We start from the raw sequence: 13,161 nt of genomic DNA, 5'->3' as shown, positions 1-13,161 counted from the left end.
GCGGGCCAGCGTGGGGGCATGACAGCGACGACCACCTCCCCCGCGTCCACGTCCACCGCGAACCCGACGGCGCTGCGGCGCCCCGACGGGGGCCCCTGCCGGGTCCTCGTCGTCGACGACGAGGCCTCCCTCTCCGAGCTGCTGTCCATGGCCCTGCGCTACGAGGGCTGCGAGGTCCGCAGCGCCGGTGACGGAGCGGGCGCCGTACGGGCGGCGCGGGAGTTCCGGCCGGACGTGGTGGTCCTCGACGTCATGCTCCCGGACATGGACGGGCTGGCCGTGCTCGGCCTGCTGCGCCGGGAGATCCCGCAGGTCCCGGTGCTGTTCCTGACCGCCAAGGACTCCGTCGAGGACCGCATCGCGGGCCTGACGGCGGGCGGCGACGACTACGTCACCAAGCCGTTCAGCCTGGAGGAGGTCGTGGCCCGGCTGCGCGGTCTGGTCCGGCGCTCCGGCGCGGCGCAGGCCGCGCGCGGCGGCTCGGTCCTCACCGTGGGCGACCTGAGCCTCGACGAGGACAGCCACGAGGTGGTCCGGGGCGGCCGCGAGGTCCATCTGACCGCCACCGAGTTCGAGTTGCTGCGCTACCTGATGCGCAATCCGCGCCGGGTGCTCAGCAAGGCGCAGATCCTGGACCGGGTGTGGTCGTACGACTTCGGCGGCCAGGCCAACGTGGTCGAGCTCTACATCTCCTACCTGCGGCGGAAGCTGGAGGGCGGCACCGGGCTGCCCCCGATGATCCACACCCGGCGCGGCGCCGGCTACCTGATCAAGCCGGCCGAGTAGTGGCCCTCCGCCTCCCGGGGCCGCGCTCCGGACGCCGCGGGCCGCGCCGCCGCCGGCCGTGGTCGCTGCGGACCCGGCTGGTCGTGTCCGCGGTGGCGCTGATCGCCGTGGTGGGCGCGGCCATCGGGACCGTCACCACACTCGCCATGCGCTCCCGCCTGATGGGCGAGCTGGACAAGCAGCTGAACAACTCCGTGGAGATGGCCGTCCGGGGTCCGGGCGCGGGCAAGGCGGCCCGAGAGGGCAGCCTCGGCTTCGTCTTCGCCCCCGGCTCCCCCATGGGCGCCGCCGGGATCCGGCTCGACCCGGCCGGGAAGACGATCGGCGGCGCCCGGATCGCCCCCGTGGAAGGACCGGGCCTCGACCACCGCGAGGTCCTCACCGAGGCGCAGACGGCCGTCCTGGAGCACGTCGCGCGGACCGCCGGCCCCGGCCGGGCCCGCACGGTGGACGTGGACCTGCCCGGCCTCGGCGCCTACCGGGCGCTGGCCGCGCCCGACGGGGTCCTGGTGCTCGCCTTCCCCCTCAGGGGCGTGGACTCCACCGTGAACACCCTGATCGCCGTCGAGGTCTGCGTCACCCTGGCCGGGCTGCTCGCCGCCTCGCTCGCCGGACAGGCACTGGTCGCGGTCGCCCTGCGCCCGCTGCGCCGGGTCGCCGCCACCGCCACCCGGGTCTCCGAACTCCCCCTGCACAGCGGGGAGCCGGCCCTGCACGAACGCGTGCCCGAGGCCGAAGCCGACCCCCGTACCGAAGTGGGACAGGTCGGCGCGGCCCTCAACCGGATGCTGGGCCACGTCTCCTCCGCACTGACGGCCCGGCAGCAGAGCGAGACGCAGGTCCGCCAGTTCGTCGCGGACGCCTCCCACGAGCTGCGCACCCCGCTCGCCTCCATCCGCGGCTACGCCGAACTCACCCGCCGGGGGAGGGAGGAGCCCGGTCCCGACACCCGCCACGCGCTGGCCCGGATCGAGTCGGAGGCCACCCGGATGACCGGGCTGGTCGAGGACCTGCTCCTGCTGGCCCGGCTGGACGCGGGCCGACCGCTGTCCCGCGAGGACACCGACCTGGCCCCGCTCGTCGTCGACGCCGTCAGCGACGCCCGGGCCGCCGGCCCCGGACACCACTGGCGCCTGGAACTGCCCGACGAGCCCGCCCCCGTGCCGGCCGACCCGGCCCGGATCCAGCAGGTCCTGGTGAACCTCCTCGCCAACGCCCGCACCCACACCCCGCCGGGGACCACCGTCACGGCCCGTGTTTCACGTGAAACATCCGCCGTCCGGCTGCGGATCGAGGACGACGGCCCCGGGATCCCCGCCGAGCTGATGCCGCACGTCTTCGAGCGCTTCGCCCGCGGTGACGCCTCCCGCTCCCGCACGGCGGGCTCCACCGGGCTGGGCCTGGCCATCGTCCAGGCCGTGGTCACGGCGCACGACGGCCGGGTCGACGTACGCAGCGAGCCCGGACGGACCTGCTTCGAGGTGCTGCTCCCCCTCACCGCGGCCCCCCGCCCCCTGACCCCTGCGGACTCACAGAGGGGCCACAGGCTCAGCACACCGAGGTGACAGGGCGCCCGGTGAGGCTCGGAGCATGCCAACCGACACCTCTTCCGGCGCCCTCCCGGCACGGGCGCCCCTCGCGCCCGTGCCCGGCGAGCCCGTACTCGACGTGGTGATCCCGGTCTACAACGAGGAAAGGGACCTCGGCCCCTGCGTGCGCCGGCTGCACGCACACCTCACCCGGACCTTCCCCTACCCCTTCCGCATCACCATCGCCGACAACGCCAGCACCGACCGCACCCCCGCGTGCGCGGCCGCGCTCGCCGCCGGCATCCCCGGCGTACGCAGCGTCCGGCTGGAGGAGAAGGGCCGCGGCCGCGCCCTGCGCACCGTCTGGACCCGCTCGGAGGCACCCGTCCTCGCGTACATGGACGTGGACCTCTCCACCGATCTGAACGCGCTGCTGCCGCTGGTCGCCCCGCTGATCTCCGGCCACTCCGACCTGGCCATCGGCACCCGGCTCGCCCGCTCCTCGCGGGTGGTGCGGGGAGCGAAGCGGGAGTTCGTCTCCCGCGCCTACAACCTGCTGCTGCGCTCCTCGCTCGCCGCCCGGTTCAGCGACGCCCAGTGCGGATTCAAGGCCATCCGGCGCGAGGTGGCGCAGCGGCTCCTGCCGCTCGTCGAGGACACCGGCTGGTTCTTCGACACCGAGATGCTGGTGCTCGCAGAGAGGGCCGGGCTGCGCATCCACGAGGTGCCGGTCGACTGGGTCGACGACCCCGACTCCACGGTCCACATCGTCAGGACCGCCACCGAGGACCTGAAGGGCGTCTGGCGGGTGGGCCGGGCGCTGGCCCTGGGGGCGCTCCCCCTGGACCGGCTGGCGCGCCCCTTCGGCGACGACCCGCGCGACCGCACCGCCCTGCCCGGGGTGCCGCGCGGGCTGGCCCGCCAGCTGCTCGGCTTCTGCGCGGTCGGCGTCCTCTCCACCCTCTGCTACCTCGCCCTGTACTCCCTCTTCCGGCTCGGCACCGGACCGCAGGCCGCCAACGCCGCCGCCCTGCTGCTCTCCGCCGTGGCCAACACCGCCGCCAACCGCCGGCTCACCTTCGGCGTCCGGGGCCGCGACCGCGCCCTGCGCCACCAGGCCCAGGGCCTGGTCGTGTTCGCCATCGGACTGGCCCTGACCAGCGGTTCGCTCGCAGCCCTCGGCGTGGCCACCGACGACCCCGCCCACGGCACCGAACTGGCCGTGCTCATCACGGCCAACCTCGCCGCCACCGTGCTGCGGTTCCTGCTCTTCCGTGCCTGGGTGTTCCCCGAGCGCCGCACCACTCCCGTTCCCGTGAAGGACGACCAGCGATGACCACGGCCCTGCCCTCCTTCGGATCCCCGTTCCCCGAGCGGGCCACCGCCCCGGCCGCGCAGCGGGCCGCCGCCGCCCGGCCCGGCTGGGAACGGCCCGCGTACGCGGCGCTGCTGCTCGCCACCGCCGTCCTCCTGCTGTGGAACCTGGGCGCGTCCGGCTACGCCAACTCCTTCTACTCCGCCGCCGTACAGGCCGGCTCCGAGAGCTGGAAGGCCTTCTTCTTCGGCTCCTCCGACGCCGGGAACTCCATCACCGTCGACAAGCCCCCGGCCGCCCTGTGGCCGATGATGCTGTCCGTCCGGATGTTCGGCCTCGGCTCCTGGCAGATCCTCGTCCCGCAGGCCCTGATGGGCGTCGGCACCACCGCCGTCCTGTACGCCGCCGTGCGCCGCCAGTTCGGGCCCGCGGCCGCGCTGCTGAGCGGGGCGGCGTTCGCCCTCACGCCCGTCGCCGCGCTGATGTTCCGCTTCAACAACCCCGACGCGCTGCTGACGCTGCTGCTGACCGTCACCGTGTACTGCGTGCTGCGCGCCCTCGACGGAGCGCGGACCGGGTGGCTGGTGGCGGCCGGGGCGGCGATCGGCCTGGGCTTCCTGACCAAGACCCTCCAGGCCTTCCTCATCCTGCCGCCGCTGGCCCTGCTGTACGCCGTCTGCGCGCCCACCCGGCTGCGCCGCAGGCTCGGACAGCTGCTGCTGGCCGGCGCCGCGATGGTGGCGGCCGGCGGCTGGTGGGTGGCGGTCGTGGAGCTGTGGCCCGCCTCCTCGCGCCCGTACATCGGCGGTTCGCAGCACAACTCCTTCCTGGAGCTGACCTTCGGCTACAACGGTCTCGGCCGGCTGAACGGCAACGAGACCGGCAGTGTGGGCGGCGGCCGGACCGGCGGAGCCTTCTCAGGGCCCGGGGCGTACGGGCTGCCCGAGGGCGGGCCGGGCCTGCGCGGCGGGGGCTGGGGGGAGACCGGCGTGGGCCGGCTGTTCTCGGCCGATGTGGGCGGTCAGATCTCCTGGCTGCTGCCCGCGGCGCTGGTGCTCCTCGTGGCGGGGCTGGTGGTGACCTGGCGGGCCGCCCGGGCCGCCGACTCCCTGCAGAGCATGGCCCGCGCGGCCTTCCTGGCCTGGGGCGGCTGCCTGCTGGTCACCGCCGCGGTGTTCAGCTGGATGCAGGGCATCTTCCACCAGTACTACACGGTCGCGCTGGCCCCCTTCGTGGCCGCGCTCGTGGGCATGGGCGTGGCCGTGCTGTGGGAGGAACGGGGCGGCCGGGCCGCCGCACTCACCCTGTCCGGGACCCTCGCCCTGACCGCCGTCTGGTCGTACGTGCTGCTCGGCCGCTCCTCGGGCTATCTGCCGTGGCTGCGCTGGGCGGTGCTGGTGGCCGGCCTGCTCGCCGCCGTCGCGCTGCCGTTCGCCGCCCGGCTGGGGCGCCGGGGGCTGCTCGGGGCGGCGGCGCTGGGGCTGGGAGCGGCTCTGGCGGGGCCGTTCGCGTACTGCATGACCACGGTCTCCACCGGCCACACCGGGTCGATCGTGACGGCCGGTCCGGCGGTGGCCGGCGGGCGGGGCGGTCCCGGGGGGATGCGCTTCGGTCCGGTCGGGGAGCGGTTCGGGGGCGGCCTGCCGGGCGTTCCCGGAGGCGGTCCGGGCGGAGCCGCGCCTCAAGGGGCCCCGCAGGGAGCCCCGCAGGGAGCCCCGCAGGGCGGCCAGGGGGGCATGCCGCAGGGCGGGCCCCAGGGCTTCCCGCCGGGCGGCGCACCGGGCTTCGGACAGCCTGGCGGCGCCGGCGGTACGGGCGGCGCGGGCCGGTCCGGGTCCGGCCGGGGCGCCCGGAGCGGCGGCCCGGGCATGCGGGGCGGAGCCGGCGGACTGCTGGACGGGGCCCGGGTCTCCGCCGAGGCCAAGGCCGCGCTGCGGGCCGGTGCCGACCGCCACACCTGGGCGGCGGCCGCCGTCGGTTCGCAGAACGCGGCGAGCTACCAGCTGGCCTCCGGCCGGCCCGTGATGCCCCTCGGCGGCTTCAACGGGAGTGACCCCTCCCCGACGCTGGAGCAGTTCAAGGCCTACGTGAAGGCCGGGAGGATCCACTGGTTCATCGCCCAGGGCGGCCCCGAGGGCGGCGCGGGCGGCGGTGAGTCCCGGGCAGCGGGCCGGGCGGGCGGGCAGGGCGGCCCGGGCGGCTCGACCAGTACGGCCATCGACAGCTGGGTGAGGGCGACGTTCAAGCCCACCACCATCGGCGGGGCCACCTTCTACGACCTGACGGCCCCTTCGACCGGCACGTCCTGAACCCGCCCCGATCCACGCGGCACCCCCTAGCATCAAGAGGGCGGACCGGGCATTCCGGGCTGATCCCCTTGTGATGAGGAGGGCACCTCGATGGTGACCGAGGCTGATCCGGGCGACGCCAGGACCAGTGTGTGGCTGGCCGCGAGGCCCGCCGCCCCCGTCAGACGGCGTACCGAGGCCCCCTCGGGGCTGGACCGGGACCGGATCACCGCCGCCACCGTGCGGCTGCTCGACGCGCAGGGGCTCGGCCGCTTCTCCATGCGGAGGCTGGCGGCCGAGCTGGGCGTCACCGCGATGTCCCTGTACTGGTACGTGGACACCAAGCACGACCTGCTCGAACTGGCCCTGGACAGTGCCCTGGGCCAGCAGCCGCTGCCGGCCGGCCCGCCGCCGGAGGAGTCCTGGCCGAGCCGGCTGAGGGGACTGGCCTGCGGCTACCGCAGGCTGCTGGCGGAGCACCCGTGGGTGGCTCCGCTCAGCGCCGTCTACCCGAACATCGGCCCGCACGCGCGGGCCTTCGACGCCGCCCTGCAGCGTCTGCTGGAGGCCGCCGGCCTGGCGGACGCCGGCCGGACCGGCGCCCACCTGGCCGTGTCGCAGTTCCTGAACGGCTGCGCGCTGCACGGCTGCGGGGGCACGGTCCGGCGGGCGCCCGAGGCGGACTTCGCCCTGGCCCTCGACGTCCTGATCGCGGGCATCGAGGCCAAGGCGGCCGACCGCCGGACTCAGGCCTGGGACGAGGCCTGAGAGGAGGCCTTGGAGCCCTCGCCGGACGACTGCGGCGGGACCCCGGCGGTGGTGCCCTCCGCGCCCGGGGCGTGCGCGGCCGGCTTCGACTTCAGCGCGACCTCCTTGATGAAGACGACCAGCACCAGTCCGAGGAGCGCGCTCGGGGCGGCGTAGAGGAAGACGTCGCCGACGCCGTGCCCGTACGCGGACTCCATGACCTGCCGCAGTGGCGCGGGCAGCTTGTCGAGGTCGGGGATCCCGCCCCCGCCGGTACCGCCGTGGCCCAGGGCCGCCGCCTTCGGGCCGAGTGCGGCCAGCCCGTCCTTGACGTAGTGGGTGACCCGGTTGGCCATGACCGCGCCCAGCGCCGAGACGCCCATGGCGCCGCCCAGGGAGCGGAAGAAGGTGACGACGGAGCTGGCCGCGCCGAGGTCCTCGGGGGCGACCTGGTTCTGGGTGGCGAGGACCAGGTTCTGCATCATCATGCCGAGGCCGAGGCCGGTCAGCGCCATGAACAGGGCGATGCGCCAGTACGGGGTGTCGTAGCGCAGGGTGCCCAGGAGGCCGAGGCCCGCGGTCAGCAGCACGCCGCCGGAGACCAGGAAGGCCTTCCACTTGCCGGTCTTGGTGATGATCTGGCCGGAGACCGTGGAGGAGACGAAGAGGCCGCCGATCATCGGGATGGTCAGGATGCCCGACATGGTGGGGGATTCGCCGCGGGCCAGCTGGAAGTACTGGCTGAAGAAGACCGTGCCGGAGAACATCGCGACGCCGACGAAGAGCGAGGCGGCCGAGGCCAGGCTGATGGTCTTGTTGCGGAAGAGGCGCAGCGGGATGATCGGGTCGCTCGCGCGGGACTCCACGAGCAGGAAGAGCAGGCCGAGCACGACGGCGCCGCCGGTCATCGCCAGGGTGGTCCAGGAGATCCAGTCGTAGGAGTCGCCGGCCTGGGTGACCCAGATCAGCAGCAGCGAGACGGCGCCGCTGATCAGGAAGGCGCCCAGCCAGTCGACCTTCACGTCCCGGCGGACGACCGGCAGGTGCAGGGTGCGCTGGAGGACGATCAGGGCGATGACCGCGAAGGGCACGCCGACGTAGAAGCACCAGCGCCAGCCGAGCCACGAGGTGTCGGTGATGACGCCGCCGAGCAGCGGGCCGCCGACGGTGGCGACGGCGAAGACCGCACCGAGGTAGCCGCTGTAGCGGCCGCGCTCGCGCGGGGAGATCATCGCCGCCATCACGATCTGCGCGAGGGCGGAGAGGCCGCCGACGCCGATGCCCTGGACCACGCGGCAGGCGATGAGCATGCCGGTGTTCTGGGACAGGCCCGCGACCACGGAGCCGAGGACGTAGATCACCAGGGATATCTGGACGAGCAGCTTCTTGCTGAAGAGGTCGGACAGCTTGCCCCACAGCGGGGTCGCGGCCGTCATCGACAGCAGGGCGGCGGTGACGACCCAGGTGTAGGAGGACTGGGTGCCGCCGAGGTCGCTGATGATCTGGGGCAGGGCGTTGGAGACGATCGTGGAGGACAGGATCGCCACGAACATGCCGAGCATGAGCCCGGACAGCGCCTTCATGATCTGGGAGTGGGTCATGGGCGCGCCGTCGGACGTGGTCTCCGACCGGCCGCCTCCCCGCACACCCTCGGGTGTGGTCGTAGCCATGTGTTTCCTTTGCCTAGAAGCTCGATCGGAGTCGGGCCAGCAGGGTGTTGAGTGCGTCGATGTCCTCGGCCGACCAGTCGGCCAGGGCCTTCTCCAGCGCGTCCGTGTAGCGGGCGCCGAGCTCGGCGAGCACGGCGCGTCCCTCGTCGGTCAGGCGCAGGATCCGGCAGCGGCCGTCGCCGGGGTCGGTCTCCCGGTCGATCCAGCCGCGCTGTGCCACGTGGGCGACGTGCCGGCTGCTGACGGAGATGTCGACGGCCATGAACTCGGTGAGCCGGCTGAGCCGCATCTCGCCGTGCCGGTCGAGCACGGTGAGGACGGCGGCGGCGCCGGGCGGGCAGTGCGGGGGCAGGATCCGGGCGAGGTCGCGTTTGACCGCCCCGATGCCGGTGAGCTGGCGGGCCAGCTCCTCGTACCGGGTGCTCTGCGTCGTCTGCGTGTCCACCGGACCGCCCCTATCTCGTTGCTTAGGGCAACCATAGAAGAGCATGGTTGCTACAGGCAAATGAATTTCGGGGGTGGGGCGGTAAAGGAATCGGAAAACCCGCTAGGGTCCAGCCATGTCCGCACAGCACGACTCACACGACGCCGAGGGCTCCTACGACCCCGCCGGCAGCACGCAGATGTTCCGCGCGTTCGTGGCGGAGGGCGACGATCAGGCGGCCCGCACGCCGTCGGTGCCGGGATCGCGCCGCCGGCCCAAGGAGTCCGGTTCGACGGGCGCCGGCCGGATCGCGCTGGTCCTGGCGCTGGCGCTGATGCTCGGGGCGGCGCTGTGGGTGGTCCTGCACTGACCGCCGGGCCGGGTCAGCTCCAGCTCGCGGTGACCCCGCGGGTCTCCACGTGCATGCCCAGCGGGACCCGCCAGGCCTCCACGCAGACCGTGTAGGCCTGCGTCCTGGAGGTCCGGCCCGCGATGGGGGCGGGCAGGGGCTGGGTGGTGGTGATCGTGGCCCAGTCGATGCCCAGGGCGCCGATGACGTGCGTCGCGAAGCCGACCGTGCCGGAACGGGCCGCCGTGGTACCGGTGTTGGTGAAGGTCACCGTGACGCGCTCGCACCAGCGGTCGGACGCCGCCGCGCGGGCCGGGGCGCTCAGGGTGAGGGCGGCCGGGGTGGCGGGCGGGGGCGTGGTGCCGCCGGGCCCGCCGGGGCTGCCAGAGCCGCCGCCGGAGCCGCCGGAGCCTCCCGCGCCGCCGCCGCTCGCGCCGCCGCCCGTGCCGCCCGGCTGGGGTGTCGGGGTGCCGGGGCCGCCCGTGCCGCCCGCCGCGCTGCCGTTCCCGCCGCCCGCGCCCCCGGCTCCGGGGGCGGTTGCGGGGGCGCCCGGGGCCGGCGGGGTGCCGGGTGCGGGGTCGGAGCCCCCCGGGGCGCCGGCCGTCGCTCCGCCCCGGGCGGAGACCCCGGCCGCCGGGGACCCCGGGGCGCCGGGCGTCGTAGGGCCGGAGGCGCTCGCGGACGCGGCCGAGCCCGCCGACGCGATCGGCTGGAACTCCACCCGCCCCTGCGGCGGTACGTTCTCCCCCGCGCCCCGCTCGGGCCCGGCGGCCGCGGCGCCGACGGCGGCGTAGCCGTCGCGGTCCGGGCCGCTGCATCCGGTCAGGGCGGCGGCCGCCGTGCAGCAGAGGGCCAGGGCGAGGGCGTGCGCCGCGCGGGATCCCGTTCGCATCGCGCCAGTGTTCCTGACGCTACGTCAAATGTGAACCCCGCACCGGCGGATGGGCGGATGACCGGTCCGGCACCGGCCGGGCCGGCCGGCGGGACTATTCGCCGATGAGACCCGTGCGCAGCTGCGCGAGCGTGCGCGTCAGCAGCCGGGAGACGTGCATCTGGGAGATGCCGACCTCCTCGCCGATCTGCGACTGGGTCATGTTCGCGAAGAACCGCAGCATGATGATCTGCCGTTCCCTGGGCGGGAGTTTGGCCAGCAGCGGCTTGAGCGACTCGCGGTACTCGACGCCTTCGAGCGCGCTGTCCTCGTACCCGAGCCGGTCCGCGAGGGAGCCCTCGCCGCCCTCGTCCTCCGGGGAGGGGGAGTCCAGGGAGGAGGCGGTGTAGGCGTTGCCGACGGCGAGGCCGTCGACGACCTCCTCCTCGGAGACGCCGAGGACGGCCGCCAGCTCCGGCACGGTCGGGGACCGGTCGAGGCGCTGGGCGAGCTCGTCGCTGGCCTTGGTCAGCGCGAGGCGCAGCTCCTGGAGCCGGCGCGGGACGCGGACGGACCAGGACGTGTCCCGAAAGAATCGTTTGATCTCGCCCACGACGGTCGGCATCGCGAACGTCGGGAACTCCACTCCGCGTTCGCAGTCGAACCGGTCGATCGCCTTGATCAGGCCGATGGTGCCGACCTGGACGATGTCCTCCATCGGCTCGTTGCGGCTGCGGAACCGGGCCGCCGCGTAGCGCACCAGCGGCAGGTTCAGCTCGATCAGGGTGTCGCGTACGTACGCCCGTTCGGGGCTGTCCGGGTCCAGGGTGGCGAGTCGCTGGAAGAGGGAGCGGGAGAGGGTGCGGGTGTCGATGGCTTCCGAGCGGTCGGCCACTGCCGGCAGCTCACGCTCGTCGAGCGTGAGCACCTTGGAGCTGCCCTGGTCTACGGACATGCCACCCCCTTGAGGTCGCGGACGGTCGCGTATCGGCGCGTCCGTCGGAGGAACGCAGCCTCCACCTGAATACCGGAGGCGGGGCTGCGGCAAACGCGGTTCCAGCAGAATGTCACATGTCGGCAACACGCTGTAGCGTCATGTCGACAAGTATCTCCAGCGACAGACGGCCGACCGAGCGGAATGAGCCGTTTCTGTAGGGAATCGCGGGCCGGGCTCCACCCGATCCGGTTACGCCTCGATCCTGTTTGCGGATCTCAGACGGGCGAAGCTGCGCGCCAGCAGCCGGGAGACGTGCATCTGGGAGACCCCGAGCTCGGCGCTGATCTGCGACTGCGTCAGGTTGTTGTAGTAGCGCAGCAGCAGGATCCGCTGTTCCCGCTCGGGCAGCTGTACGAGCAGGTGGCGCACGAGGTCGCGGTGCTCGACGCCGGCCAGCTCGGGGTCCTCGTAGCCGAGCCGGTCGAGCAGCCCGGGCATGCCGTCGCCCTCCTGGGCGGCTTCGAGCGAGGTCGCGTGGTAGCTGCGGCCGGCCTCGATGCAGGAGAGCACCTCGTCCTCGCTGATCCGCAGCCGCTCGGCGATCTCGGGGGTGGTCGGGGTGCGGCCGTGGAGGGTGGTGAGGTCCTCGGTGGCGGCGTTGACCTGCACCCACAGCTCGTGGAGGCGGCGCGGGACGTGCACGGTGCGGACGTTGTCCCGGAAGTATCGTTTGATCTCGCCCACGACCGTCGGCATGGCGAAGGTGGGGAACTGGACCCCGCGCTCGGGGTCGAACCGGTCGATCGCGTTGATCAGCCCGATGGTGCCGACCTGGACCACGTCCTCCATCGGCTCGTTGCGGCTGCGGAACCGGGCGGCCGCGTAGCGCACCAGCGGGAGGTTGGCCTCGATCAGGGCCCCGCGCACCCGGTTGTGCTCGCTGGTGCCCGGCTCCAGGCCCTTCAGCTGGCCGAAGAGGACCTGTGTCAGGGCCCGGGTGTCGGCGCCCCGGCCCTGGGGTCTCGCCGCGGCCGCCGCGGGCTCCTGGGGGTCGGCGGGCGGCTCGTGCGGCGGCTCCGGCCTGGGCTCCTGCCGGGGCTCATGCTGGGGAGGCACCTGAGGCGCAGTACTGGCCGGCACGGTCACGCCACCCCTTCGGTCAACTCATCCGTCTCATCCGTCAAAAGCGGTCATAGCATCACAAGAGATGTGGACTGTGTGCAAGCACCGTATATAGCCGTGTTGAGGGCAAGTTGGGCATTTAGGGGTATTCTTTTTACCGGTGAGAACGCGAAAAGCCCCCCACCCGCGGAGTGAGGGGCCTGGATGCCCGGAAATCGCTTCAGCGTACGGGCTCAGGTCACCAGTTCGGTGATGAACTCGCCGATGCCGGATGCGGCATCCGATATGCCCTGGAAGCCTATTCCGACCATCTCGGCCGCCCGCTTGGGCTGGGTGATGATCACGAAGAGGACGAACACCGTGAGGGCGCCCGTGATGAGCTTCTTGGTGTCCATGAACGGTGTCGGCCTCCCCAACCGGTACTGCGAAGTCGGGTGAGTCTAACCGGTCAGGTTTGGACACTCACCTGTCCTTTAAGGACCAATGACCCTGTCGTACAGGTCTTTTGCCGCTGGGTGTCCGGTCGCGGGAGGAGCAGGATGGAACACGAGCCCACCGGTTCTGGCAGGAAACCGGTGGGTGAGGGACAGGGCCTCACTGCGGGGTCCGAGCCGCGGGCTTCCCCCCTGACCGCGGCCCGGGTCGGCAGGTTCCGTCCTCACCGGGGGAAGTGGCTTGTCCCCCCGATGTCACTTCCCCCGTCCGCGTGGAAGGCCCCGGCTCCGGTCGGGGCCTTCTTCGCGTGCCCCGGCGCGTGCCGGAAGGAGCCGGGACGGAGCGGGGGCGAAGGCCTGGGCGGAGCCCCTCCGGGGCGGCCTACTGGATGGCGCCCAGCAGGTCCAGGACCGGCGCCACGGGGGCGATCGCGGGCTGGAGCTGGTCCGGCAGCGTCATCAGCTGGTTGAGCTGGTTGGCCCCCTCGCCGATCTTCCCCCCGATCTCCTGGACCGAGGCCGGCGTGGCGCCCGCGGGCATGCCCGGGGCGGCCGTCGGCAGGTCGGGGAGGGTGAGCGGGGCGGGCGGCGCGGCGGAGGCCGCGGGTGCGGCGAGGCCCGCGGCGGCCCCCGCGAGGGCGAAGGCGGCGAGGAGGCGCTGGGTCTTGGTCATGCCGTGTCCAACGGCC

Annotated in this window: 13 protein-coding genes; 6 read left to right on the top strand and 7 right to left on the bottom strand. The window is 73.6% G+C overall.

Annotated features, from left to right (window positions below; translation table 11 throughout):
- The first annotated feature begins 18 nt into the window (after positions 1-18).
- The 5 genes from AB0469_RS25370 (at position 19) to AB0469_RS25350 (ending at position 6,686) form a co-directional block, all read left to right on the top strand.
- Entirely contained in the window at positions 19-786 is a 768-nt protein-coding gene (locus AB0469_RS25370; RefSeq protein ID WP_366453726.1) for a response regulator transcription factor, read from the top strand.
- Positions 786-2,351 carry a HAMP domain-containing sensor histidine kinase gene (locus AB0469_RS25365; RefSeq protein ID WP_366453725.1) on the top strand — a complete coding sequence of 522 codons (1,566 nt, stop codon included), beginning with the start codon at positions 786-788 and terminating at the stop codon, positions 2,349-2,351. Before AB0469_RS25370 ends, AB0469_RS25365 begins: the two co-directional genes overlap by 1 nt.
- Before the next feature lie 25 nt (positions 2,352-2,376).
- Positions 2,377-3,651, top strand: a complete 1,275-nt coding sequence (locus AB0469_RS25360) for a bifunctional glycosyltransferase family 2/GtrA family protein (RefSeq protein ID WP_366453724.1) — start codon at positions 2,377-2,379, stop codon at positions 3,649-3,651.
- Positions 3,648-5,939, top strand: coding sequence for a glycosyltransferase family 39 protein (locus AB0469_RS25355; RefSeq protein ID WP_366453723.1), 2,292 nt, complete (start codon positions 3,648-3,650; stop codon positions 5,937-5,939). Before AB0469_RS25360 ends, AB0469_RS25355 begins: the two co-directional genes overlap by 4 nt.
- A gap of 90 nt (positions 5,940-6,029) precedes the next feature.
- Positions 6,030-6,686, top strand: a complete 657-nt coding sequence (locus AB0469_RS25350) for a TetR/AcrR family transcriptional regulator C-terminal domain-containing protein (RefSeq protein WP_366453722.1) — start codon at positions 6,030-6,032, stop codon at positions 6,684-6,686.
- Here AB0469_RS25350 and AB0469_RS25345 read toward each other — a convergent pair.
- Both AB0469_RS25345 and AB0469_RS25340 read right to left on the bottom strand, forming a co-directional pair.
- Positions 6,665-8,335 (bottom strand): MDR family MFS transporter, encoded by a 1,671-nt coding sequence (locus AB0469_RS25345; protein ID WP_366453721.1) that lies wholly within the window; start codon positions 8,333-8,335, stop codon positions 6,665-6,667. The genes AB0469_RS25350 and AB0469_RS25345 overlap by 22 nt on opposite strands.
- Positions 8,336-8,348: 13 nt before the next feature.
- Positions 8,349-8,780, bottom strand: a complete 432-nt coding sequence (locus tag AB0469_RS25340) for a MarR family transcriptional regulator (RefSeq protein ID WP_366453720.1) — start codon at positions 8,778-8,780, stop codon at positions 8,349-8,351.
- Between the two features lie 115 nt (positions 8,781-8,895).
- Here AB0469_RS25340 and AB0469_RS25335 point away from each other — a divergent pair, with 115 nt between their 5' ends.
- Entirely contained in the window at positions 8,896-9,129 is a 234-nt protein-coding gene (locus AB0469_RS25335; protein ID WP_366453719.1) for a hypothetical protein, read from the top strand.
- A 13-nt stretch (positions 9,130-9,142) separates the two neighbouring features.
- Here the strand turns inward: AB0469_RS25335 and AB0469_RS25330 are convergent, their stop codons facing one another.
- The 5 genes from AB0469_RS25330 to AB0469_RS25310 form a co-directional block, all read right to left on the bottom strand.
- Positions 9,143-10,000 (bottom strand): hypothetical protein, encoded by an 858-nt coding sequence (locus AB0469_RS25330; RefSeq protein WP_366453718.1) that lies wholly within the window; start codon positions 9,998-10,000, stop codon positions 9,143-9,145.
- Between the two features lie 94 nt (positions 10,001-10,094).
- Positions 10,095-10,934, bottom strand: a complete 840-nt coding sequence (locus AB0469_RS25325) for an RNA polymerase sigma factor SigF (RefSeq protein WP_042811776.1) — start codon at positions 10,932-10,934, stop codon at positions 10,095-10,097.
- A 231-nt stretch (positions 10,935-11,165) separates the two neighbouring features.
- Complete coding sequence (locus AB0469_RS25320; protein WP_366453717.1) at positions 11,166-12,056, bottom strand: RNA polymerase sigma factor SigF; 891 nt, start codon at positions 12,054-12,056, stop codon at positions 11,166-11,168.
- A gap of 215 nt (positions 12,057-12,271) precedes the next feature.
- Complete coding sequence (locus AB0469_RS25315) at positions 12,272-12,433, bottom strand: hypothetical protein (RefSeq protein WP_167747595.1); 162 nt, start codon at positions 12,431-12,433, stop codon at positions 12,272-12,274.
- Positions 12,434-12,854: 421 nt separating this feature from the next.
- The gene (locus AB0469_RS25310; protein ID WP_042811775.1) at positions 12,855-13,145 is read right to left on the bottom strand and encodes a hypothetical protein; all 291 of its coding nucleotides are present in this window, start codon (positions 13,143-13,145) and stop codon (positions 12,855-12,857) included.
- Positions 13,146-13,161 lie beyond the last annotated feature (16 nt).

Origin of the sequence: Streptomyces sp. NPDC093801 (genome assembly GCF_040701585.1) — a bacterium.
Taxonomy (GTDB): domain Bacteria; phylum Actinomycetota; class Actinomycetes; order Streptomycetales; family Streptomycetaceae; genus Streptomyces.
Note: the sequence above shows the minus strand (reverse complement) of the source record. Positions and strands in the feature narration are given on the sequence as shown.